This window comes from Neisseria sp. P0004.S004, assembly GCF_051963335.1.
Classification (GTDB): Bacteria; Pseudomonadota; Gammaproteobacteria; order Burkholderiales; family Neisseriaceae; genus Neisseria.
The window spans coordinates 123,726-148,049 of the sequence record NZ_JBQCUK010000005.1 but is presented as its reverse complement, the minus strand read 5'-3'; the positions used below and the strand labels follow the sequence as shown (position 1 = coordinate 148,049).

At 51.6% G+C, this 24,324-nt stretch carries 22 protein-coding genes and 1 tRNA gene; 11 read left to right on the top strand and 12 right to left on the bottom strand.

The genetic code is table 11. From position 1 onward, the window contains the following. Position 1: 1 nt before the first annotated feature. From bioA to ylqF, 9 genes are all read left to right on the top strand, one after another. Positions 2–1,291, top strand: a complete 1,290-nt coding sequence (bioA, locus tag ACTHRY_RS06055; RefSeq protein ID WP_440374110.1) for an adenosylmethionine--8-amino-7-oxononanoate transaminase — start codon at positions 2–4, stop codon at positions 1,289–1,291. Next, positions 1,288–1,944: a dethiobiotin synthase gene (gene bioD, locus ACTHRY_RS06050; RefSeq protein WP_049322858.1), complete on the top strand. Its 657-nt coding sequence runs from the start codon at positions 1,288–1,290 to the stop codon at positions 1,942–1,944. The genes bioA and bioD overlap by 4 nt, the downstream gene beginning before the upstream one ends. After that, positions 1,934–2,428, top strand: a complete 495-nt coding sequence (locus tag ACTHRY_RS06045; protein ID WP_440374109.1) for a chorismate--pyruvate lyase family protein — start codon at positions 1,934–1,936, stop codon at positions 2,426–2,428. The genes bioD and ACTHRY_RS06045 overlap by 11 nt, the downstream gene beginning before the upstream one ends. 228 nt (positions 2,429–2,656) lie before the next feature. Next, complete coding sequence (ubiA, locus tag ACTHRY_RS06040) at positions 2,657–3,523, top strand: 4-hydroxybenzoate octaprenyltransferase (RefSeq protein WP_432760680.1); 867 nt, start codon at positions 2,657–2,659, stop codon at positions 3,521–3,523. A 269-nt stretch (positions 3,524–3,792) separates the two neighbouring features. Next, entirely contained in the window at positions 3,793–4,242 is a 450-nt protein-coding gene (ptsN, locus tag ACTHRY_RS06035; RefSeq protein WP_003747374.1) for a PTS IIA-like nitrogen regulatory protein PtsN, read from the top strand. A 3-nt stretch (positions 4,243–4,245) separates the two neighbouring features. Beyond that, a complete protein-coding gene (gene hprK, locus ACTHRY_RS06030; RefSeq protein WP_003747372.1) occupies positions 4,246–5,208 on the top strand; it encodes an HPr(Ser) kinase/phosphatase in 963 nt (320 codons plus the stop codon). Further along, the gene (rapZ, locus tag ACTHRY_RS06025; RefSeq protein WP_003747370.1) at positions 5,189–6,043 is read left to right on the top strand and encodes an RNase adapter RapZ; all 855 of its coding nucleotides are present in this window, start codon (positions 5,189–5,191) and stop codon (positions 6,041–6,043) included. The genes hprK and rapZ overlap by 20 nt, the downstream gene beginning before the upstream one ends. 34 nt (positions 6,044–6,077) lie before the next feature. Next, entirely contained in the window at positions 6,078–6,302 is a 225-nt protein-coding gene (locus ACTHRY_RS06020) for a protocatechuate 3,4-dioxygenase (RefSeq protein ID WP_039862229.1), read from the top strand. A 93-nt stretch (positions 6,303–6,395) separates the two neighbouring features. Then, positions 6,396–7,337 carry a ribosome biogenesis GTPase YlqF gene (ylqF, locus tag ACTHRY_RS06015; RefSeq protein ID WP_049322861.1) on the top strand — a complete coding sequence of 314 codons (942 nt, stop codon included), beginning with the start codon at positions 6,396–6,398 and terminating at the stop codon, positions 7,335–7,337. A 54-nt stretch (positions 7,338–7,391) separates the two neighbouring features. Here the strand turns inward: ylqF and ACTHRY_RS06010 are convergent, their stop codons facing one another. From ACTHRY_RS06010 to ACTHRY_RS05975, 8 genes are all read right to left on the bottom strand, one after another. Continuing rightward, on the bottom strand, positions 7,392–7,985 hold the full coding sequence (locus ACTHRY_RS06010; RefSeq protein WP_049322862.1) for a LolA family protein: 594 nt from the start codon (positions 7,983–7,985) through the stop codon (positions 7,392–7,394). Positions 7,986–8,043: 58 nt separating this feature from the next. Continuing rightward, positions 8,044–10,266 (bottom strand): NADP-dependent isocitrate dehydrogenase, encoded by a 2,223-nt coding sequence (locus ACTHRY_RS06005; protein WP_049322863.1) that lies wholly within the window; start codon positions 10,264–10,266, stop codon positions 8,044–8,046. A gap of 172 nt (positions 10,267–10,438) precedes the next feature. After that, complete coding sequence (locus ACTHRY_RS06000) at positions 10,439–11,641, bottom strand: beta-ketoacyl-ACP synthase (RefSeq protein ID WP_049322864.1); 1,203 nt, start codon at positions 11,639–11,641, stop codon at positions 10,439–10,441. A gap of 3 nt (positions 11,642–11,644) precedes the next feature. Beyond that, positions 11,645–12,163: a hypothetical protein gene (locus ACTHRY_RS05995; protein WP_049322865.1), complete on the bottom strand. Its 519-nt coding sequence runs from the start codon at positions 12,161–12,163 to the stop codon at positions 11,645–11,647. A gap of 97 nt (positions 12,164–12,260) precedes the next feature. Continuing rightward, on the bottom strand, positions 12,261–13,499 hold the full coding sequence (locus tag ACTHRY_RS05990) for an NAD(P)/FAD-dependent oxidoreductase (protein ID WP_049322866.1): 1,239 nt from the start codon (positions 13,497–13,499) through the stop codon (positions 12,261–12,263). 133 nt (positions 13,500–13,632) lie between these two features. Further along, positions 13,633–15,951 (bottom strand): membrane protein, encoded by a 2,319-nt coding sequence (locus ACTHRY_RS05985; protein WP_049322867.1) that lies wholly within the window; start codon positions 15,949–15,951, stop codon positions 13,633–13,635. Positions 15,952–16,044: 93 nt separating this feature from the next. Beyond that, positions 16,045–16,662, bottom strand: coding sequence for a 4'-phosphopantetheinyl transferase family protein (locus ACTHRY_RS05980; RefSeq protein WP_049322868.1), 618 nt, complete (start codon positions 16,660–16,662; stop codon positions 16,045–16,047). Positions 16,663–16,714: 52 nt separating this feature from the next. Beyond that, on the bottom strand, positions 16,715–17,227 hold the full coding sequence (locus ACTHRY_RS05975; protein WP_223168965.1) for a hypothetical protein: 513 nt from the start codon (positions 17,225–17,227) through the stop codon (positions 16,715–16,717). A 199-nt stretch (positions 17,228–17,426) separates the two neighbouring features. Here ACTHRY_RS05975 and ACTHRY_RS05970 point away from each other — a divergent pair. Beyond that, positions 17,427–17,519: transfer RNA gene (locus ACTHRY_RS05970), tRNA-Ser, on the top strand. An 80-nt stretch (positions 17,520–17,599) separates the two neighbouring features. Then, positions 17,600–18,160, top strand: coding sequence for a pseudouridine synthase (locus ACTHRY_RS05965; protein ID WP_049322869.1), 561 nt, complete (start codon positions 17,600–17,602; stop codon positions 18,158–18,160). Between the two features lie 55 nt (positions 18,161–18,215). On the opposite strand, the gene ACTHRY_RS05960 is transcribed toward ACTHRY_RS05965, so the two are convergent. The 4 genes from ACTHRY_RS05960 to ACTHRY_RS05945 form a co-directional block, all read right to left on the bottom strand. Beyond that, positions 18,216–19,022 (bottom strand): DUF4198 domain-containing protein, encoded by an 807-nt coding sequence (locus ACTHRY_RS05960; protein ID WP_003685136.1) that lies wholly within the window; start codon positions 19,020–19,022, stop codon positions 18,216–18,218. A gap of 151 nt (positions 19,023–19,173) precedes the next feature. Continuing rightward, entirely contained in the window at positions 19,174–20,550 is a 1,377-nt protein-coding gene (gene radA, locus ACTHRY_RS05955) for a DNA repair protein RadA (RefSeq protein WP_049322871.1), read from the bottom strand. A 95-nt stretch (positions 20,551–20,645) separates the two neighbouring features. Further along, the gene (locus tag ACTHRY_RS05950) at positions 20,646–22,118 is read right to left on the bottom strand and encodes a S41 family peptidase (protein ID WP_049322873.1); all 1,473 of its coding nucleotides are present in this window, start codon (positions 22,116–22,118) and stop codon (positions 20,646–20,648) included. Between the two features lie 214 nt (positions 22,119–22,332). After that, on the bottom strand, positions 22,333–24,240 hold the full coding sequence (locus tag ACTHRY_RS05945; protein ID WP_049322874.1) for a peptidoglycan DD-metalloendopeptidase family protein: 1,908 nt from the start codon (positions 24,238–24,240) through the stop codon (positions 22,333–22,335). Positions 24,241–24,324: the final 84 nt, after the last annotated feature.

The window sequence follows — 24,324 nt, the reverse complement described above, 5'->3', positions numbered from 1 at the left end:
CATGTCTGAACATTCCTCCCTACTCGATTTTGACCGCGCCCATCTACTCCATCCCTATACGTCCATGACTGACCCGTTGCCTGTTTATCCGGTGCGCCGAGCGGAGGGTGTGCACATCGAATTGGCGGACGGTACGCGGTTGATTGACGGGATGTCGTCTTGGTGGTGTGCGATACACGGCTACAATCATCCCGTTTTGAATCAGGCGGTTGAGGCGCAGATTAAGCAAATGTCGCATGTGATGTTTGGCGGTTTGACGCATGAGCCTGCGGTGGCGCTGGGCAAGTTGTTAGTCGGAATTTTGCCGCAGGGACTGGACCGTATTTTTTATGCGGATTCGGGTTCGGTTGCGGTGGAAGTTGCGCTGAAAATGGCGGTGCAATACCAGCAGGCGCGGGGTTTGACCGCGAAGCAGAATATTGCGACGGTACGGCGCGGGTATCACGGCGATACTTGGAACGCAATGTCCGTCTGCGATCCGGAAACGGGGATGCACCATATTTTCGGCAGCGCTCTGCCGCAGCGTTATTTTGTCGATAATCCGAAAAGCCATTTCGACGATGAGTGGGACGAGGCGGATTTACAGCCTGTCCGCGCCTTGTTTGAAGCGCATCATGCGGATATCGCCGCCTTTATTTTAGAGCCGGTCGTGCAGGGCGCGGGCGGCATGTATTTTTATCATCCGCAGTATCTTCGTGGTTTGCGCGATTTGTGCGATGAATTTGATATCGTGTTGATTTTTGATGAAATCGCCACCGGATTCGGGCGCACGGGCAAGATGTTTGCCTGCGAATACGCGGAGGTCGTGCCGGATATTATGTGTATCGGCAAGGGCTTGAGCGGCGGCTATATGACGCTGGCGGTGGCAGTCACTTCGCAAAAAGTTACCGAAACGATTTCGCGCGGCGAAGCGGGCGTGTTTATGCACGGGCCGACGTTTATGGCAAATCCGCTGGCGTGTGCCGTTGCCTGCGCTTCGGTCAAACTGCTTTTGTCCCAAGATTGGCAGGCAAATATCCGCCGCATCGAAAGTATTTTAAAAGGCCGTCTGAAAGCTGCATGGGACATTCGCGGCGTGAAAGACGTGCGCGTTTTGGGTGCCATCGGCGTGATTGAGCTGGAAAAAGGCGTGGATATGGCGCGTTTTCAAGCGGACTGCGTGGTGCAGGGCATTTGGGTGCGCCCATTCGGCAGGCTGGTGTACCTCATGCCGCCTTACATTATTTCAGACGGCCTCTTGACCGAACTCGCCGACAAAACCGTACAAATTTTGAAGGAACACAGCAAATGAAAGGCGTTTACTTCGTCAGCGGCATAGACACGGACATCGGCAAAACCGTCGCCACCGGCATGTTGGCAAAACAATTGTTGCAGCAGGGCAAAAGCGTGATTACGCAAAAACCCGTGCAAACCGGTTGCCAAAACATCGCCGACGACATCGCCGTCCACCGCAACATCATGGGCATACCCATGCAGGAAGCCGACAAACAGCGGCTGACCATGCCCGAAATCTTCAGCTATCCCGCCTCGCCACACCTCGCCGCCCGTCTGGACGGCAGGGCTTTGGACTTGGACAAAATCCACACTGCCACGCAGCAGCTGGCGGCACAATACGAAATCGTATTGGTCGAAGGCGCGGGCGGATTGATGGTTCCTCTGACGGAAAACCTGTTAACCATTGATTATATTCAGCAACAGGCTTATCCCGTCATTCTCGTTACCAGCGGGCGGCTCGGCAGCATCAACCATACCCTGCTCAGCTTCTCCGCGCTCAAACAATACGGCATCCGGTTACACAGCCTGATTTTCAACCATATTCACGACAGCAAAGATGAAACCGTTGCCGGCGACACCTTGGAATATCTCAAAGGCCGTCTGAAAGATGAGTTTCCCGAAGCCCAATGGCAGGAGTTAGCAAAAACAGAGGTGGTCAATGGCGTTTGATATACCGCGTGGCACGCTTTGCTCATATGCCGAAGCTTCAAGTCTTCTGCCGTCTAAAGCCGAACATTTGTTGACCGTTTCTTCGCTAACCGCTGCGTTGCGCGCTTCAGGTAAGGATTTTTCGGTCGAGCTGGTGTATTTGGGTTTGACGAAGGGAGCGGAAAACGGAGACGAAATCTTTGTGCGCGATGTTTTGCTCAAACTGGACGGCGAAACAGTGATACAAGCCAGAAGCGCGTGCCGGCCGGATAGCCGTCTATGGACAGAATTATTGGATTGCGGAACGCAGCCTTTGGGAGAGCGTCTGTTTGAGGGTACATTGCCGTTGAAACGTTCGGATTTTGAGTTTCTTCGTTTTGAAGATGCCGAGCATCCGTCTTTCAGACGGCCTGTTACCGCGCGCCGTTCGTATTTCGATTGGAACGGCGAAATATTGGAATTAACAGAATATTTCTTATTGAAATTAATGGATTTATACCGATAAGGCCGTCTGAAAAGAAAACCGATTGCCGATATTTGTCATAATTCTGTTATAATACAATAAATTAAATCGTTAAGATTCGTTTGATTTCAGACGGCAATAAATTATAATAAGAGCTAAGGCTCTAAAAATGCCTTTCATTCAGCATCAATACATATACAACGACACATTACACCAATGAACATACGGCGCTTTTTCCTACAATTTTTACCGCGTTACGCTGTCGGACGGATGGTGATATACGCCAAACTGATGCGCATCGACAAACCCATCGGTACCCTGCTTTTGCTGTGGCCGACTTATTGGGCATTGTGGATTGCGTCTAAAGGCGTTCCCGACGTGGATATTTTTATTGCCTTTACTGCAGGCACGTTTTTAATGCGCAGCGCAGGTTGCGTCGTAAACGACTTTGCCGACCGCAATTTTGACGGCGCAGTAGAGCGCACCAAAAACCGCCCGTTTGCCAAAGGTTTGGTTTCCAAAACCGAAGCGCTGCTTTTGACCGTCATGCTGTGTCTGATGGCGGCCTTGTGTCTTGTGCCGCTCAACCGATTTACTTGGCTGATGAGTCTTCCGGCCTTGTTTCTGGCCGTCACATATCCCTTTACCAAACGCTTTTTCCCGTTGCCGCAGTTTTATTTGGGACTGGCATTTTCGTTCGGCATTCCCATGGCCTTTGCCGCCGTGCAAGGCCGAGTGCCTCCCGAAGCGTGGCTGATGTTTACCGCTAATGCCTTATGGACGCTGGCTTACGACACGATTTATGCCATGGCGGACAAAGAAGACGATTTGAAAATTGGCATTAAAACTTCGGCAATCACATTTGGCCATCACGACATTAGCGCAACCATGCTTTGCCATTTTTGGTTTACGGTATTGATGGCGGTGCTGGGTATCAAAATCGGCGCAACTTGGCCGTATTGGCTGGTATTGCCGGTAACCGTTTATTGGCAGTATCAGCAATATACTGCCATCCGTACGCGCGACCGCCAGTTGTGCTTCCAAACATTTTTGGCCAACAACCGCATCGGCTTGGCGTGGTTTTGCGGATTGGTCTGCCATTATTTTTGGTTGTTTTTGGTGCCCAAACTGTTTTAAAAAACGAGGTTGGGGCCGTCTGAAAAGAAAGGGAAAAGGAGTATGCCGGACATACTCCTTTTTATTTAAACTGTGATTTAGCCAATGATGGATTTTTTACTTTAAATCAATCATAATCAAATGGTTGGATGATTTTCGGCTCGTTAAAAAATATCAAAAACAACATGGAAAATGTTAGCGGGACGAGTGTAAATTACGCCTTCAGGATTGAGATTTGCACCGACAATCGGTACAATCCCATTGTTTTGCGACATTTAAAAGAGATACATATGAGCCTGATCGGCGAAATTTTACCTTTGTCCCATATCGTTTTGGATTTGGAAGTCAGCAGCAAAAAGCGTCTGTTTGAAGAGGCCGCACAGCTGCTGGAGAATGAAGCAGAATTACCGAATGCCAACGTGTTCGACTGCCTGTTTGCCCGTGAAAAACTCGGTTCGACCGGTTTGGGGCAGGGGGTGGCGATTCCCCACGGCCGTCACGCATGCGTGAAAAAAGCCACCGGTGCGTTTATCCGTACCAAAGAGCCGGTCGCCTTTGATGCGCCCGACGGCAAACCCGTTTCCCTGATTTTTATCCTGCTTGTGCCTGAAAACGCTACCGGCGAACATTTGGAAGTCTTGTCCAAACTGGCCGGCAGATTCTCTCAAAAAGCCGTCCGTGAAGCATTGATGGCCGCGACTTCTGCCGAAGAAGTACGCACACTCCTGACCGAAGAGTAATTCATGCCCAGCATATCCGTCCGCCGCCTGTTTTCCGACAATCAGCACAAACTCGAACTTGCTTGGGCTGCCGGCAATTCCGGCGCGGACAACCGTATCGGTGTCGAAGCCGATAAACCCGTCTTGGCCTTGGTCGGCCACTTAAACTTTATCCATCCCAACCAAATTCAAGTTGTCGGCGTAGCCGAAGCCGAATATTTACGCCGTCTGGAGTCGGGCGAACTCAACTATGATTTCGGCGAGCTTTTCGACATCCCCATGTCTTTGGTCATTGTCGCCAACGGTTTGCCGGTTTCGCCCAAATTGCGCGATTATTGCCATACCAACAGTATCCCCTTGCTGACTTCCAAACAGGAAAGCCCGCACCTGATGGACGTTTTGCGGATTTATCTGCAACGCACATTGGCGACTTCCACCATCAAGCACGGTGTATTTTTGGATGTATTTGAAGTGGGCGTACTCATTACCGGACAATCCGGCTTGGGTAAGAGCGAATTGGCATTGGAACTGATTTCGCGCGGCCACAGCCTGATTGCCGATGATGCGGTCGAACTCTTCCGCACCGGCCCGGAAATGCTGGAAGGCCGTTGCCCGCCTATGCTGCGTGATTTCCTCGAAGTGCGCGGTTTGGGCATACTCAATATCCGCCATATTTTTGGTGAAACCTCCATCCGTCCGAAAAAAATCCTCCAGCTGATTATCAATTTGGTTCCGGCCGACGACGGATACATGAAACAACTCGATCGATTGAGCATCCGTACCGAAACAGAATCTATCCTCAACGTCAGCGTCCGTTCCGTTACCCTGCCTGTTGCAATCGGTCGAAACTTAGCAGTATTGGTTGAAGCTGCGGTGCGTAATTACATCCTTCAATTGCGCGGCAAAGACAGCACCAAAGAATTCCTCGAACGCCATCAAACACAACTCAAAGAAAACGAACAAAACCATGAAAATCGTCCTGATTAGCGGCTTATCCGGCTCAGGAAAATCCGTAGCCCTCAAGCAGCTTGAAGATTTGGGCTATTACTGTGTCGATAACCTTCCTTTGGAAATGCTTCCGTCGTTGGTTTCGCTCCACATCGAACGTGCCGATGAAACCAAACTCGGTGTCAGCGTTGACATCCGTTCCGGTATCAATATTCAGGAAGCGCAAGAGCAAATCCAATATTTGCGTCATGAAGGGCATCAAGTCGAAGTCCTCTTTATTGAAGCAGAAGAGGGCGTGTTGGTACGCCGCTTCTCGGAAACCCGCCGCGGCCATCCTTTGTCTGGCCATAATCTGACCTTGTTGGAAAGCCTGCAAAAAGAACGCGAATGGCTCTTTCCGCTGAAAGACATTGCATATTGCATCGATACGTCCAAAATGAATGCGCAGCAGCTGCGTTATGCCGTTCAACAATGGCTCAACATTGAACGCATCGGTTTGCTGGTTATTCTTGAATCTTTTGGTTTCAAATACGGCGTTCCCAATAATGCCGACTTTATGTTTGACATGCGCAGCCTGCCCAATCCGTATTACGATCCTGAATTGCGCCCCTTTACCGGTATGGACAAACCCATTCAAGATTATTTGGATCAGCAGCCTTTGGTTCAAGAAATGGTTGATGATATTGAGCATTTCTTAAACCGCTGGCTGCCGCGCCTGCAGCAAGAGAGCCGCAGTTATGTGACGATCGCCATTGGTTGTACCGGCGGTCAGCACCGCTCCGTTTATGTTGTAGAAAAACTGGCCGAGCGCCTCAAAGGCCGTTATGAACTCCTTGTCCGCCACCGTCAGGCACAAAGCTTGGCAGGACGCTAACTTGCCGTTTCAGACGGCCTCAAAGGAAGAAACCATGAAAAAAATCAGTCTGACCGCATTATCCCTGCTTATCTTGACCGCCTGCGCGACAGAGCCTGTCACTGCTTACCGTTGGCACCGTACCGGCGCGAGCGAAGCTGAAGTTTCCCGCCAAATCAATACCTGCAAATCGCAAGTTCAAAATGGAAATACATCCAAAACGTTTGAGCAATGTATGGATGAAGCAGGTTATTACAGTTACGAGCATGGCAATCTCTAAATCCTGATTGACCGATTATCCCGATACCGAGGCCGTCTGAAAAACAATGATTGTTCAGACGGCCTCAGATACGAATAGAAAGAACAAAAAGACATGGCTATCCAATGGTTTCCCGGCCACATGAACAAGGCAAAAAAAGCCATTGCCGAACGCATTAAAAGCGTTGATATGGTGATTGAGATGTTGGACGCGCGTATGCCTGCTTCCAGCGAAAACCCCTTGCTTGCCCAGTTGTCCAAAGGCAAGCCTAAACTCAAAATCTTAAACAAGCAAGACCTTGCCGATCCCGAGCGCACCAAAGTTTGGCTCGAACACTACAACAGCCGCCAAGATACCCGCGCCATTGCGCTGGATTCTTCCGAAACCGGCGCGCATGGCAAAATTACCCAAGCCTGCCGCGCGATGATTCCGCATCGCCAAGGTATCGAGAAGCCGTTGCGTGTCCTGATTTGCGGTATTCCCAACGTCGGTAAATCCACCTTGATTAACGGCATGATCGGCAAAAAATCTGCCAAAACTGGTAACGAACCCGGTATTACCAAAGCCGAACAACGCCTTTTCCTTGCCGACGATTTCTGGCTTTACGATACCCCCGGTATGTTGTGGCCGAAAATTATCGTTGAAGAAGGCGGCTACAACCTTGCAGCCGGTGGTGCAGTCGGACGCAACGCGCTGGACGAAGAAGAAGTGGCGCTTGAGCTTTTGGATTACCTTCGCCGCCATTATCTGGCCCTGTTGCAAGAGCGCTATCAAGCTGACAAAGATCCAAGCAGCCATTGGGACGATACTTCTTGGTTGGAGTGGATTGCCAAGAAGCGAGGAGCGGTTTTGAGCGGCGGACGGGTCAACTATCAAAAGGCCGCTGAAAATATCCTGACCGATTTCCGCGAAGGCAAAATCGGCAGAATCACGCTGGAAACGCCAAACCAATGGGAAACTTGGCTGAAAAAAGCCAGACAGAAAGAGGCCGAACTTAAAGCCATACGCGAAGCCAGAAAGGCGGAACGAAAAGGGCAGCAGCCTTCAGCCGATTAATACAAAAGGCCGTCTGAAATCTATTTTCAGACGGCCTTTTGTTGGAATAGACAATTACAGGGCGGTACGGCTGAAGCTGTCCAGAGCTTTATCGGTTTGGATTTGGTTGAACTGCATGGTGGTTTTGTCGCCTTGCTTTTCGTCCAATTCGATTTTACGCACCAGCGTATCGCCGTTGATTTCGATACGGTTGAAGATTTGGCGGGTAATGGCGGTTTTCGGAGTTAAGGTCAACGTCCATTTTTTTTCGTTGCCGTTTAATTTCAAATCAAATTGTTTTTCCAAACCTTGGGTGTTGCCGCCCAAAAGGTCGAGGAAAAGTTTGATTTGGCGGCTTTGGCCGTTGAGCTTGCTGGCGTTTGGGTTGACCCATTGGCTGCCGTTCCATTGCATGATGCCGTCTGAACGCACGCGCAGGGTGGTTTCAAATGGTTTTTGCATTTTCCAGAGCAGGCCTTTTTGCGGGACAAGGATAAAGCTGCCGCTGGTGGTCATGGGTTTGCTGAGGGATTTGAGCTGGCGTTGTTGGACAAAATTGCCTTGCACGTTTTGCGGCTTTTGCAGGGTTTGTGCCAATTCGGCAGGGGAAAATGCCCACAAAGCCGGAGCGCTGATGAGGAGAGTAAGAGAAAGAAAGGTTTTTTTCATTGTGTTTCCATAAGGTCTGAGGCCGTCTGAAAGTTCAGACGGCCTTTTATTGCTTTAATTATAAGGCTGACAATGCCTGATTAAAGGTTGCGCTCGGACGCATCGCTTGCGCGGCTTTTTCAGGATTGGCTGCGTAGTAGCCGCCGATGTCGACCGCTTTGCCTTGTACGGCAGAGAGTTCTTCAACGATTTTGGCTTCGTTGGCAGTCAAAGCGGCTGCCAATGGAGCAAATGCGGCTTTCAGTTCGGCATCTTTGTCTTGCGCTGCCAATTCTTGCGCCCAGTAGAGGGTGAGGTAGAAATGGCTGCCGCGGTTGTCGAGTTCGCCTGCTTTACGTTTGGGCGATTTGTCGTTCAACAGCAGTTTTTCGGTGGCGGCATCCAAAGTGTCGGCGAGGACTTGGGCTTTGGCGTTGCCGGTTTTTTGCGCCAGATGTTCAAACGATACGGCGAGCGCGAGGAATTCGCCCAAAGAGTCCCAACGCAAGTGGTTTTCTTCGAGGAACTGTTGAACATGTTTCGGTGCAGAACCGCCCGCGCCGGTTTCAAACATACCGCCGCCGTTCATCAATGGAACGATAGACAGCATTTTCGCGCTGGTGCCGAGTTCCAAAATCGGGAACAAGTCGGTCAGGTAGTCGCGCAAGACGTTACCGGTTACGGAAATAGTGTCTTCGCCGTTTTTCAGACGGCCCAAGCTGAATTTAGCGGCTTCTTCAGGCGCGAGGACGCGGATGTCGAGGCCGTCGGTATCCAGTTCGGCAAGGTAGGTTTTAACCTTGGCGAGCAGGCTCTTGTCGTGCGGACGGTTTTCGTCGAGCCAGAACACGGCGGGCGTGTTGCTCAGACGGGCGCGGTTGACGGCGAGTTGTACCCAGTCTTTAACCGGAGCGTCTTTGGTTTGGCACATGCGCCAGATGTCGCCTGCCTCAACGTCGTGCTGCATCAGGACTTTGCCTGCCGCATCAATCACTTGAACTTGGCCGTCGGCTTCGATTTCGAAAGTTTTGTTGTGTGAACCATATTCTTCGGCTGCTTGCGCCATCAGACCGACGTTAGGAACGGTACCCATGGTTGTCGGGTCAAATGCGCCGTGTTCGCGGCAGAAATCGATGGTTGCTTGATAAACGCCTGCGTAGCTGCTGTCGGGAATGACGGCTTTGGTGTCTTGCGCTTTGCCGTCTTTGTCCCACATGCGGCCGGAATTACGAATCATCGCAGGCATGGAAGCATCGACGATGACGTCGCTGGGAACGTGCAGGTTGGTGATGCCTTTGTCGGAATCGACCATCGCCAAATCAGGGTTGGCGGCGTAAACGGCGGCGATTTCGGCTTCGACTGCAGCGCGGGTGTCCGCATCCAGTTTGTCCAGATTGGCAAGCAGGTTGCCGAAGCCGTTGTTGACGTTGACGCCGGCGGCAGCCAGTTTGTCGCCGAATTTTTCAAAGACAGGCGCGAAGAATACTTTGACAGCGTGTCCGAAGATAATCGGGTCGGACACTTTCATCATGGTGGCTTTCATGTGCAGCGAGAACAAGACGCCTTTTGCTTTTGCGTCTTTGACTTGCTCGGCAAGGAAGGCGAGCAGGGCTTTTTTACTCATCACGGTCGCGTCGATGATTTCGCCGGCTTTCAGGGCAACAGGCTCGCGCAGCTCTTTTTTGTTGCCTTGTTTGTCGGTGAACACGATGGATACTGAAGTCGCTTCAGGTACGGTAACGGATTGTTCGTTATGGAAAAAGTCGCCGCTTTGCATGGTGGCAACGTGGGTTTTGGAGTCTTTCGTCCATGCGCCCATGCTGTGCGGATGTTTTTTCGCAAAGTTTTTCACTGCTTTAGGCGCGCGGCGGTCGGAGTTGCCTTCGCGCAGGACAGGGTTTACCGCGCTGCCTTTAATGCGGTCGTAACGCTCGCGCACGGCTTTTTCTTCATCGGTTTGCGGGTCGGCGGGGTAATCGGGGACGGCAAAGCCTTTGGCCTGCAATTCTTTAATTGCGGCGGTCAGTTGCGGTACGGACGCGCTGATGTTCGGCAGTTTGATCACGTTGGCATCGGGCTGTTTCACCAGTTCGCCCAACTCGGCAAGCGCATCGGGTACGCGCTGCGCTTCGGTCAGGTATTCGGGGAACGCCGCCAAAATACGGCCGGAGAGAGAAATGTCGCTGGTTTTGACATCAATATCGGCGTGGCGGGTAAACGCCTGCACAATCGGCAACAGGGATTGGGTGGCCAATGCAGGAGCTTCGTCGGTGTAGGTATAGATAATGGTGGATTTAGTCATGGGTTCATTCTCTATGTAGGTTAAGTTTTTCTTTTCGGGCACATCGCGAGATGAAATGTGCTAAGCCTATTATGGCATATTTCGGCGGATTTGGTTGTTGTTTTGATGTTATTGTTTTTTAAGTTGCGGAAAAGAAAAAGGCCGTCTGAAAAGACAGCCTAAATATAAGGACTTATCCGATAATCAAAACGGCATTGCTGCCGCCGAAGGCAAAAGACGAGCTGGCGGCAATGCGTTTTTCAGACGGCCAGCGGCTGTCGCCGTAGGTCAAAGCGATGTTGGGTAGCTCGGAATCGGGTACATTGTCCCATTGTTGGGGCGGCAGTTTGCCTTCCGGATTGTATTGGCGGTTGACCATCAACCAGGCAAACGCGGCTTCGATCGCACCGGCTGCGCCCAAAGTATGACCGGTGGACGGCTTGGTTGAGGTGCAAAGGGTGTGGCTGCCAAATACTTCGGCAACGGCCCAGCTTTCCATGCTGTCGTTGTGTTGCGTGCCGGTGCCGTGCAGATTGATCCAGCCGATGTCTTCCGCTTTCAAACCGGCTTTATCCAAAGCAGCCTGAAAGGATTGGGCTGCACCCAAACCGTCGGGGCGGGGCGAAGACATATGGTAGGCATCGCTGCTTGCGCCGTAGCCGAGCAACTGCATTTCGCCGTCAAAATCGGCATCGCGCGTCATCACGAAAAATGCGGCCGCTTCGCCGATATTGATGCCGTTGCGATTGGCAGAAAAAGGCTTGGCGATGCCGTCTGAAAGCACTTCCAAAGAGGCAAAACCATTAATCGTCAGCGGAGAAAGCGTATCCGCGCCGCCGCAAATCACGGCATCACACAATCCGGCACGAAGCAATCGGGCTGCGCTGATGAGGGCGCGTGCGCCGGAAGTGCAGGCTGTGGAGACGGTATAGCGCAAGCCGTCCAAACCGTAAACTTGGGCGATAAATTCGGAGGGCGAAGCCATGGTGTGTTGCAGCTGCTTGAACGGAACATCCGTCCATGCACCGCCTTGGACAACGTGTTGGAACAAGGGGATATTTTCGTCTGCGCCACTGGTGGACGTACCGGTAACGACAGCGACTCTTTCTTTGCCGTAACGGGTAATGGCCGTCTGAATCAGTCCGTCTATTTGCGAAAGCGCGTGCAGGATAAGCTGGTTGTTGCGGCTGCGGTGTGCTTCGAGGATGCTGTCGGGCAGGGGCATCAGGGTTTCTTTGACGGCACCGAAAGCATGCGTTTTGCCTTTTACCCATTGGTCTGAAAAAGTCAGGGGCGTGTTTTCAGACGGCGTGAGTAAGGCTTCGGCATGAACTTGCAAGCCGCTGCCCAATGCGCTGGTCAGTGCCGGACGGCTGAGATAAACAGGAGTATTCATGAATTAGTCTTCTGCAATCGGGCTGACCGTCCAGAAAGTTTGGTCGGGGAAGCCGATGAGGAATTGTTCGGAATGATGGGCGACACACCACAAATCACGCTCGCGGTAACTGAATACCGCGCCTTTGCCGTCAGGGCAGAAGCCTTGATGGGATACGTTTTGTTGGCGGGCTTCAGGATAAAGCGTGGCGGCGTGTTCAGCGGCCAAAAGCGGCAACAAGGCGGCAAACAATCGGCGCGAAGTGGCATTGGGCATCACAAAGCCGTCGTTTTTCCAGCCTTTGGTGCTGACCGATTGACGAGATACTGGCGCACCCAGTGCATCGGTTTGGACAAAGCGGATGCCGTCTGAATGAGGTTCGACTGCCAAGAGATTGGTTTGAACGGTTTGCCCCGCCGCATTGGTCTGCTCGAGTTTGAACCATTGGCCTTCTTTGGAAAGCGGCGGCAGCGTTTGCGGATGGGGGAGCGAGGTCGCGCATGCGGAAAGCAGCAGTGCGGCAATCAAAGGGATAAATCGCATAAGGTTTTATCTATCGGTCAAAATATCTAATGATGAGGGTAGATTTTCAGACGGCCTGTTCTGTTTTTAGACGCGGCCGTCTGAAAGGCATTCGTCCTTATTCTACCTTCAAATCACCCACCAATGCGGCAAGCGTGGACAAGCGTTGCTCGGATTTTTCCACGAATGGATTGTTCGTATCCCAAGCGTAGCCTGCCAAAATAGACGAAATCATGCGGCTGATTTCAGGACTGCGGTTAGGCGCATAGATGGCATTTTGGAAGCGGAAATCGTACCAACCGTTTACATAAGTGCGGAATGCATTCACACCAATCATCAATTGGTCGGCAAATTCGGTTTGCCAATCGACGGCTTCGCCTTTGAGTTGTTTGGCCAACAAGTCGGCAGCCAGTTTGGCAGAGTGCAGGGCAATGGTTACGCCGGAGGAGAAGACGGGGTCGAGGAATTCGGCGGCGTTGCCCAAAAGGGCGAAATGTTTGCCGTATAAGGTTTTCACGTTGGCAGAATAGCCTTGGATAGAGCGGAACGGAAAGTCGTTTTCCCAAACGGCTTTATCCAAGATTTCCGCCAGCATCGGGCATTCGTACACAAATTTTTTCAACACGGCTTCTGATTCGCCGGCCAGTTTGTCGGGCGTGCCGACAACGCCGATGGAGCAGCGGTTGTCGCCGAAAGGAATCAGCCAAATCCAGACATCGCGATGTTCAGGATGCGTGTTGATCAGGATTTTATTGCGGTCGAATTTCGGGCTGGTGATATTGTCGTCGATATGCGTGAAGTGGGCTTGGCGAGGAGGCAGCTCGGACGGGCTTTCCAAGTCCAAAAGGCGGGGCAGGACGCGGCCGTAACCGCTGGCATCCAAGACGAATTTAGCGGTCAATTCATAGTTTTCGCCTGTATCGGTCGCAACGCTCAAACGTGCCACATCGCCGCTGTTGTCAAACGCGGTTACGCCGTGTCCGAAGCGAACATCGACACCTTGTTTTGCCGCTTCATCAATCAGGATTTTGTCGAAGATACCGCGGCGCACTTGATAAATGGTGCCGGGGCCGTCTGAAAATTTTTCAGTAAAGTTGAAATCTGTGTAACGGCTGCCCCATGAAAACGCAGCACCGTCTTTAAATTGAAAGCTGGGCTCGGCATGCACGGCGTCGGCAAAACCGGCTTCTTCCAACATTTCCATGCAATGCGGCAGCAGGCTTTCGCCGATGACAAAGCGCGGGAAATGTTGTTTTTCCAATACGCAAACTTTAAAGCCTTGTTTGTTCAGCAAAGCAGAAGCAACCGAACCTGAAGGGCCTGCGCCGATAACGGCAACGTCAAATTCTACGGACATTTGAAAATACCTTTGATTTTAATGATAAATAATGTTTAAACCAGCGTCTGAAGTTTTTCAGACGGCCTCTTACAACGTGACGATAGAAGTTGAAACAAAATATCGCCTTAATTTAATCGTCTTTATTTTTTGTCTAATTTTTCAACAATGTGCCTGCCAGCCAAATATTGAATGCCACGCCGATGGTAACCGTCATGCCGAACGCGGCAACGGCGGGCGTGCTGCTGATGGCGAGCAGGGCAAAGGTAATGGCTGTCGTCGCGGCGGCAAGCAGCATACCGCCTAATTTTGCCGGCGCGCTGTGGTGTGCGGTGGCGGCATAGACGGCATAGTCCACGCCGATGGCGGATACTAAAAGCAGACCGAACATGGCAAACAGGCTGACGGGAATGCCGGCCAAACCGAGTACGGCAACGGTGCAGATGGCGGCGGCCAGCGGCACGGCAAGGATTTTGCTGCCGCGTTTGAAACCGAACATTTTCCACAAAAGCAGCCATGCCAACGCATAGGAAGCCAGTTTCAACCATGCGGCCTGATTGCGCGTGTGGTGGAAAAGCTCGTTTAAGTGGGCGCGTTTGTCTGCCCAATGTATGCCGGAGACGTGTTGCGCCACGGCGCGTACGGCGGCTTCATCGGTCATGCCGTTCAAACGCACGACGGCAGCAAAACGGCCTGGTTCCACTTCGCCCAAATACAAGGAACGCCAAGCTTCTGCCAAATCGGTATTCAGGCCGTCTGAAAGCGACAATGGTTGCGTATCGGCGGCTTGAAGCAGGGCATCGCGCACGGTTTTGCGCGGAATACCGATTTCGGTGAGCGGTTTCCAGCTATCAGGCAACTTGGTCAATTCGCGCAGGCGGTTTTGCAGTTTTTGCTGTTCCGTTGTCGGTAGGATGAATTGGTCGGGCGATTGGATGCCGGATAGTTTGCCTTGTGCGATTAAGGGCTGCAGGGCGTGGCCGAGTTCGGCGGTTTTCTTCAACAGGGCATCTTCGCTTTGTGCTTCGGCCACCAAATATTTGCCGCCAAAATCCGTGCCGCTCAACCGGCCGATTTGTTGTACTTCTGTCAACATCGCGGTCGGCATATTGACCCATTGACGGATGTCGTCACGCCAGTCGCTGCGCCACAATCCGACTGTCAGCAAAATTCCGCCCACGATTAACCAGCCGCGTTTGTGCAGGCGGTTTTTCAGACGGCCTGACAAGGAATAGAGCTTTTCGGTTAATGCGGCAAAAGGCACGGTTTTGGCATGATAGCGGCGAAACAGCGGCGGCAGCCATAAAACGGTGGCACCAAACGCGCCAAATAAGGCAAAGCCTGAAAATACGGCGGTTTGGCGCAGTACAGGCAAAGGGGTGAACCACAGCAGCGCGTAGCCCAAGACGGTAATCGTCAGGCTGACGGCAAAGCTCGGCAAGACATGTTTTATTGCCGATTCGGCCTGCCAAACAGTCTTTTCAGACGGCCCGAATACCGACGGCGCAAGCCAGTGCAACGGGAAATCCACCAACATGCCCACCAGGCTGGTGCCGATGACGATGGTCAGGATATGCACTTCGCCGAAGGTTAATAACGCAACCGCCAATCCGGTCAACATACCGGCTGCCAGCGGCAAGGACAGCAAAAACACGCGGCCGCTGCGGAAGACCCACAACAGCAGCGCAAAAGTCAGCCCAAGTCCGACCATGCTCATCAGCCGGCTTTCTTTTTCTGCGGCTGCTTTGGAAACGGCGGCGAACAATGCGCCACCTGCGCTTAAGGTTTCTGCGCCGTTTTCCGAAGCGATTTGACGGCTTTGCGCCATCAGCGGCAAGAGGGCGTCGTTGCCGGAAAATTGATTGCCGCCAGCGAGCCGTCCGCGCAAAAATACCCAAGTTTTGCCTTGGTCTTCGGCAAACAGCATGCCGTTGTCCATGTCCCACTGCAAACGGCTTTGCGGATTGGCTTTGTCGGTAACAAAGCGTCCGAAGCCCAGCCAGTCTTGTTCTAAAGACAAAGGGGAGGGGGCGGCAAACGGATTAGCCGCGGCTTCTGCGCGCGCTTGAAAATAGGCTTGCGGCTGCTCAAACAGCAGGCGGATTTCGTCTTGCGGCAAAACGGCCAAGCCCAGTTTCTGCATATCCGCCCGCACCTTGTCCAAATTTGGCGTCATGCTGCTGTCGACTTGTTCAAATACGCCGCTCTTGCGCCATGCGTCGGCAATTTGAGAGGCCGTCTGAAAAGCGGTTTCGGCATCGGTACTGCCGGCAAGCAAAATAACTTGCGAATTGAGCTGCGCTTCTGCGGCTTTATCCGCGGCCGTCAGTAAGGCATCGGGTTGCTGCTCGCTTGGCAACAACGCGGTCAAATCGGTTTGTATGCGCGCTTGTGAAGCAAAGGCATAAACCAAAAACAGGGTAAGAAACAGGATAAGGGCAGTATAGAGGCGGTTTAGGAGGCGAAGATTCATCGTTCAGACGGCCTTTTGCAAATGCTGCTGTTGGTGTGTGGAATAAGTAAAAGTGCAGTAAATTAAATCAGATTATTATTATTTTGTCAGTTGTTAGATAGTTTGCCGGTCGGTTAAATCATTGGGTTTGAGCGAACCGAAAAACTGCCATTGCAGAGCGACGGCTTTTCCCTGCCAAACGCAGGCAAGTGCCATCGTATCCGCCAAAATCGCGCTTGTACCGCGCCAATCGGTTTGCTTTCCAGCGCGTAAACCGACGGGTTGTCCTGAATCGAAAACATAGCCGACCGATTTCATGTCTGACGGGAAATCCAAATTTGCCGCTTTAATCAAGGCTTCCTTGAAACACCACAATCGGTAAAACGTTTCAGACGGCCAGTTTGCCGTTTCCAAAAAATCTTGCTCTTCCTGCGTGCAGACCCAAGCCGACAGCGTTTTGAAATCACGCGGGCGGATAAATTCGATATCGACTCCGGCTGTTAAGGGATGAGGCGCACACAATAAAGCGGCAAAGCCTTGGCTGTGGCTCAGCGATACAGTCGGTAAATCGGTTTGCTGTTTTAATGCTCGGCTGACTTGCCAGTCCTGACGCTGCGCCAGTTGCGGCGTGGCAGCCAAACGTTGGCAATCGGCTGCGTTTAGAGAGGCATGGTCGTAGCAGGCGGCAAAAGACGGATCGGCCAGCAGGCAGTGAAGGGTTGTCGTATCCATAAAATAGAAAAATGCCAAACTTCATCTTGAAGTCCGGCATTTTTGACATTGCTTAGTGGAAGCTGCCTTTCAAAACCACACGGCTGTTGAATGTAGCGATGTGGCATTCGTACTCGTTACCGCCTTTGGTTACTTTGTCAAAGTAGCTAACCAGATGAACGGATTTGGCTTTTTTGCGATGCGCAGTGCTTTGGAAGCGTTTAACTGCGCTCAGGAATGCGCGTTGGCAGGTTTCATCAGGGGTTTTGCCGACTGAGTTGGAGATTTGACGGGAAGTCAAAGTCGCGCCGGATGTGCTACCGTAGTGAACGCGGATGCTGGGGTCCAAAGCGGATTTGGCTTCGGCAGAGTTCAAAGCGACATCGACTTTACACATATAAATATCGTTTTGACCTTTGCCATTGACTTTATGGCCTTCACCCATGCTGCGGCAGGCAGAACCGGCGGCAGTTGTTTTTTGAGTAGAAGTTTGAGAGGAGGAGGTAGATGGTTGAGAATTGCCGGATTGTGAGCAAGCGGCAAGCATCAGGGCGGATACGGCAACCAAAGCAGAAAAACGTAACATACGGACTCCTTTATAATAAGGGGTGTGAAAAAAGGTTTACAGAAAACAAAATCATTTTAACATATATGAAAGCCGTATAAAAATAGGATGATGCAAAAAATATTATATTTTTATTTAAATGATTTCATGGTGTTAAGAAAGTTTGAGGCGCTAATGCTTGACGGAGGAGGGCAGAGGGCGTATATTGCGGTCTTCCTTAGGAGTAATGGCTGAGAGGCTGAAGGCACTTCCCTGCTAAGGAAGCATGTGGGGTCAACCTGCATCGAGGGTTCGAATCCCTCTTACTCCGCCAAATATGAAAGACACCGTTTATACGGTGTCTTTTTTATTATCCGGAATTTCTTGAAATCTAAGGCCGTCTGAAAGTGTGAAATGAACGATTTGATTATTCTAAACAAGCCTTATGGCGTGATTTGCCAGTTTTCCGCACATGAAAAACATCCGTGCCTTAAGGATTTTGTCGAGAAACCGGGATTTTATCCGGCCGGACGTTTGGATACAGACAGCGAGGGTTTGCTGCTGTTGACCAATAATGGCCGTTTGCAGGCGCAGATTGCCGATCCGAAATTCAAGCAGGTCAAAACTTATTGGGCGCAGGTGGAGGGTTCTCCTGATGAAGCCAAATTGGATTTGTTGCGCCGTGGCGTAGATTTGGGCGATTTTGTCACCCGTCCGGCCGAGGTTAGGGTATTGGAAGAGGGCGAAGCGGATGTTTTATGGCCGCGCGTGCCGCCGATTCGCGTGCGCAAGTCCGTGCCTGATTTTTGGGTGGAAATCAAAATTTCGGAAGGGAAAAATCGCCAAGTGCGAAGGATGACGGCGAAAGTAGGCTTTCCATGTTTACGCTTGGTCCGCGTGGCAATAGGCCGTCTGAATTTGTTTGATTTGAATTTGGAATTGGGACAATGGCGGTTTGCGCCGCATCGTCCTTAAATAGGATGAATAAAGGCCGTCTGAACTATTCAGACGGCCTTTTGTTATGGAAAAATCAATGATGTGAATGACCGATTTGGAAAGTCAAAGTGGTGTAATTCGCCTGTTTTTGGCACACGCTTTGATCGGGGAAATCGGCTTTGTGTTCTACGCTGGCTTTCCAGAAACCTTGGCGCAATGGAATGATGCTGACTTCGCCTTTGTCATCGGTAGTATCGGAGAAGGCTTGGGCTTCGGTTTTATGGGTTTTGCTGCGGTCGCTGGTGTCGAAGCCGTCAAATGTGGCGGTAACGGTGGCGTTCGGCAGCGGCTCGCCATTGAAGAGGACGCGGACTTTGAAGCGTTCGCCGACGTGGACGTTGGCAGGGTTGTCTAAAGGTACGATTTCCAAATGTTGGCCGACTTGTTTGGTGATGATGGCGGTATCTGCGCTTTCATGGCCGACATTGACGATGTTTTTACCAAACATACGGGTTTGTTCGCAATAGCTTGCATCAGGCATTTCTTTGATGCTTGCCTGCTTCCAACCTGCGCTGTTTTTTGACCAGAAAGTCGGTTGGTATTCGGCGGTTACCAAATAGCTGCCGTCTTTGACTGGCAGTTTGCTGCGGTATTGGTAATTGTATGTGCCTTTTTGAATCATGTTTTCTTTGCCTTTTTCAGTCACCAGTTGCATGGGTTTGCTGAAAATGTGCAGGCGGTCTTTGGCGATGGGCTCAAGCTCCGGGAATTCGCCATAGCCCAATTCGGCTTCAAGGTATTCGCCGCCATGTGTGTGGGCGGTTTCAACCCAAACGCGGTGGGCGTGTGCGGCAGTGCTGAACAGGAAGGCGGATGCGATAAGCAAAGCGGTTTTTTTCATGATTTCTCTCCGATTTTCGATGTGTAGAAAAGATAGAATAAAGTCGTTCGTTATAATATAACAAAATTATTTAAATTTAAAGAGAGGCCGTCTGAAAACTTTCAGACGGCCTTTTAGCTGATTGTTTTTTGAATCAGATTATCGAAACGGTTTAGTCCCCGTCACGACAGACGTCAATCGCTTCCTGCAAACTGCTGACGCCGTAGATTTTCAGGTTTGGAAACTCTTTGGCATTGCGCGGCATATTGGCTTTTGGGACGATGGCGCGTTTGAAGCCGAGTTTTTCCGCTTCTTTGAGCCGCTCTTGCCCGCGTGCGACGGGGCGGACTTCGCCGCTTAAGCCGATTTCGCCGAAAACCACGGTTTTTTCAGGCATGGGTCGGTTGCGGAAGCTGGAGAGCATGGCGAGGATGACGGCGAGGTCGGCGGCGGGTTCGCCGATTTTAACGCCGCCGACGGCGTTGAGGAACACGTCTTGGTCAAAGCAGGCAATGCCGCCGTGGCGGTTGAGGACGGCGAGCAGCATGGCGAGGCGGTTTTGTTCAAGGCCGACGGTGAGGCGTTTGGGGGTGAAGCCGTGCGCGTCATCGACCAATGCCTGAATTTCGACGAGAAGCGGGCGGCTGCCTTCCTGAGTAACCAAAACGCACGAGCCGGGCGTGTCATCGCGGTAGCTGGCGAGGAAGATGGCGGACGGGTTGGATACGCCTTTTAAACCGTTTTCGGTCATGGCGAATACGCCCAGTTCGTTTGCCGCACCGAAACGGTTTTTAATGGCGCGTATCATGCGGTAGTTGGAATGTTGGTCGCCCTCGAAATACAGCACGGTATCGACCATGTGTTCCAGCACGCGCGGGCCGGCAATCGCGCCGTCTTTGGTAACGTGTCCGACCAGTATCATGGCGATGCCCATCTGTTTTGCCATACGCGTCAGTTGGGCGGCGCATTCGCGCACCTGCGACACGGAGCCGGGGGCGGAAGTGATTTGGTCGGAATACATGGTTTGGATGGAGTCGATGACCACGACTTCGGGCTGATGCTGTTTCAAGGCCGTCTGAATCGCTTCCATGCGGATTTCAGCAAGCAGGTTCACGCCTTCTGTGGGCAATTCCAAACGCTGCGCGCGCAGGGCGACCTGTTGGGCGGATTCTTCGCCGGAAACGTACAGCACTTTGCGGCTTTGCGCCATTTTGGCGATGGTTTGCAACAGCAGCGTGGATTTGCCGATGCCGGGGTCGCCGCCGAGCAGGATGACCGCGCCATCAACCAAACCGCCGCCCAATACGCGGTCAAGTTCTCCCATGCCGGTCGGATTGCGCGGCACTTCGGTCGCGGTAACGGCGGAGAGGGATTGGACGGTCGAGGTATCCGCCGCCCAAGATTGGAAGCGGGCGTTTTTCGGCTCGGGCGCGGCCAGGCTTTCCTGAAGCGTGTTCCACTCGCCGCAATGCGGGCATTTACCCTGCCATTTCGGGGAAGTACCGCCGCATTCGGAACATTGGTAGATGGTTTTGGGGGCTTTTGCCATGGTGTTTTCCCTGTGGAATATTTGATGTGTGAAAAGGTCGTCTGAAAACAATCATATCGTTTTCAGACGACCTTTTTTATTGAGAAATAACTGGTTTATTTTTTGCTGTCTTTATCTGCATCTTTTTTCGGTGCAGGTTTTTTCGCTGCCAAGCCCAAAGATTTTTGCCATTCGGCTGGATTTTTTACCAAGTCCAAGGCTTTGCGGAGCTGATCGTCTTTGGCCGGATTGGGAATGTGGCGGCTGGAGATATCTTCGTCTTTGTCTTTTTTAGACTTATCTTTATCGGCTTTGGTTTCTGTGTTGGCAGGCGTTTCGTTGCTGCTGTTGACGTCTTGGCCGCCCAGCGGATTACCGATATGGCCGACCAAATCGGCTTCGCGGCTTTCAAAGGCGCGGTCTTTGTCTTTAACTTCAACGTCAGGGACAATGCCTTGCGCCTGAATCGAGCGGTCGTTTGGCGTGTAGTAAAGGGCGGTGGTCAGTTTGACTGCGCTGCCGCCGGAAAGCGGAATCAGGGTTTGCACTGAGCCTTTGCCGAAACTTTGTGTGCCGACGACGACGGCGCGTTTGTGGTCTTGCAATGCGCCGGCAACGATTTCGGAAGCGGAGGCAGAGCCTGCGTTAATTAGGACGGTCATAGGAATGGTTTTCAGCTCGGCAGGCAATCCGGCCAACGGGTCTTTGCCGCTGGTGGTGATATAGTCTTCGGCAGTTGCTTTGAGAACCATGCCTTCTTTTTTGTTGCGGCCTTTGGTGCTGACAACGGTTACGTCAGGTTGCAGGAAGGCTGCTGATACGCCGACTGCGCCGTTGAGCAGGCCGCCCGGGTCGTCGCGCAAGTCGAGAATGATGCCTTTGAGCGGACCTTTGTTTTCTTTGACAAGGGCTTGTGCGGCTTCGTTGAGCGCGGCAACGGTGCGCTCTTGGAATTGGGAAACGCGGATGTAACCGTAGTCTTTTTCAAGCAGATGATGGCGCACGCTTTTGACTTTAATGATGGCGCGGGTCAGGTTGACGACGATGGGTTTGTCGGCATTTTTGCGTGAAAGAGTCAGGGTGATTTTGGTACCCGGTTTGCCGCGCATTTTTTTGACGGCTTCGCTGACGGTCAGGCCGCGGGTAGAGGTATTGTCGATTTTGACGATGAAGTCGCCGCTTTTTACGCCGGCGCGTTCTGCCGGAGTGTCTTCAATCGGGGCAACGACTTTGACGAAGCCGTCTTCTTGTCCGATTTCCATGCCCAGGCCGCCGAATTCGCCGCTGGTGGATTCTTTCATTTCGGCATAGCCTTTTTTGTCCATATACTCGGAATGCGGATCGAGATCGGACACCATGCCTTTCATTGCGCCTTCAAAAAGCTCGGCGTCGGGTTTGTCTTGGTAATAGTTGGCTTTGATTTGGCCGTACACTTCTGCCATGGTGCGGATGGTCTGCACGGGCAGGGCCTCGTTGTCTTTTTTGTCTTTTTCGGCGGCAAAACTTTGTACACTCAGACTGAGGGCGATGCCGCTAAATGCGCCGAGAGTGTAGATTGCAACTTTTTTCAAAGTGGATTTTGTTGACATTCGTTTGACTTTCTTTTTGTGTACGGTAAGCAAAGTGGTTTTTGTTTTCTCTGAACCCGTTGACTTTATGTGATTTAAACGCTCGGAACAATAAGTTTAAGGTAAAAGTTTGTTGTTTAATGTGCTGAACAGGCGTGAAAATCGTGTTTTATTGTAGTTTATGATGAAAATTCAGACGGCCTGGAGGGAAAATTCACTCAGGCCGTCTGAAACATCAGTTAATCCATGAAAGCGGATTCATGACTTGTCCGTTGTAGCGGACTTCAAGGTAAAGGCCGGTTTCGCCCGACGGCAAAGTGCCGCTGGTACCAATCTTGCTGCCGGCATTGACGGCGTAGTTTTGGGCGATGTCAATTTCGCTCAGGCCGGAGTAAATGCTGACATAGCCGTCGCCGTGGTCGAGGACGACTACTTTGCCGTAGCCTTCAAGCTCGCCGGCAAAAGTAACCGTGCCTGAGGCAATGCTGCTGACCGGGGCCGGAACGGTATTGTAGAACACGCCTTTCCAAACTTCGCCATCGCCGCGGTCTTGGCCGAACAGGCCTGCCAGTGTGCCGTTAACCGGTTTTTTCAGACGGCCTTGCATTCGGCTGAAGCTGTTGACGTTGCTGACGGTCAAGCCTTGGGTATTTGGGGCTTGCAGTTTCATGTCTTCGTCAGTCAGCGTGGACATGGCGGCGCGTTCGGCTTCGGCTTTTTGTTGGGCGGCAGCCTGCTCTTTGCGTGCTTTTTCGGCAGCGGCCAAACGGGCTTCGGCGGCTTTTTTACGCGCTTCTGCTTCGGCTTTGCGTTGCTCGGCTTTGCGTTTTTCCAAATCTTTCAAGAGATTGTTGAGGCGTTGCTCGTTTTCTCTGTGGTTGATTTTCTTTTGCGCTTCTTTGGCCATTTGCGCGTTTTGACGGCGGCTTTCGGCTTGTTCGGCGGTATTGGTTACGCCTTGTTGATGCAACGAAGCTTGGATGTTGGCTTGCAGTTTTTTCAGGTAAGCCAATTCATTGTTGATTTTTTGCTCTTGCGCCGCCAGCTCTTTTTGTTGTTTTTCCAAGTCTCTCATGACTTGGTCGTTGGCGTTGTTGATATAACGCGTGTAACGCAGGAAGCGGGTTTTTTGACCGGCATCGGCGTTTTTCAGGAAGAGGGCGACCGCGTTGGGCTGGCTGTTTTTATAGTTGCCGGACACAAAGCGCGAAATTTGGGCGCGCGTGTTGGAAACTTCGGCTTTCAACTGGTTGGCATCGGCATTGAGTTTTTGGAATTTTTCCCAAGCGTCGCGTTGTTTGCGGTTGATGCCGGAGAGGTTGTTGCGTGTTTGTTGCAGCTGTTTGAGCGTGGCATTGACATGGATAATGAAACCCTCGTTGCGTTTGGCAAAGGATTTCTTGCTTTCCATCTCGTTGGCGGCGGCAGTCACGGCTGCTTTGAAATCGTTGTCGGCTGAAGAGACGGCTTTAGGCTCAGCTTTAGGCTCGTCTTTTTTGTTTTGCTCTTTGGCTTTTGTGTCTTTTTTATCTTCAACAGCTTTTTTGGCAGGCTCTTTGGCTTTGGTTTCTTTAGCGTCAGCCTTTTTGTCTTCGGCTGCTTTTTTTGCTGGCTCTTTGGATTGACGCTCTTTTTTATCCTCAGTCGCTTTTTTAGCAGGCTCTTTGGTTTTGGTTTCTTTAGGTTCTGCTTTTTTTACAGGTTCTTTGGCTTTGCTATCTTTTTTATCTTCAACAGGTTTTTTGTCTTGTTCTTTGGCTTTGCCGGGTTTTGCGGCTGCGGCTTTTTTGTCTTTGGCTGTTTCTTTAGGCTCTTCGGCTTTGCGGTTGGCCTTTTTATTGTCGGCCGCGGCCTCGGCGGCTTTAGCCGGTTTGTTTTTGGCTGAAGCGCGTTCGTTTTTGTCGGCGGTTTCCTTCTCTTTGGAGGCTTTGGCTTTAACCGCTTTTTTGTCTTCCTCTTTTTCTTTTACCGCTTGTTTTTTTGGGGTTTCTTTTTTGACATCCGCCTTGGCGGCTTCTTTCTCTTTTTTCACGGGCGCAGCTTTTTTGACGGCGGCCACTTTTTCTTTCGGCGCGTCTTTGGCAGCATAGGTTGGCAGGGAGAAGCTGAGCAACAGGGCGAGGATGAGGGGTTTGTAACGCATGGTTCGATCTTGCTATATAAAGTAGGAACAATAGGACGGATTATACTGTCTGTCAGGCCGTCTGAAAATAATATTGGGTTGCAA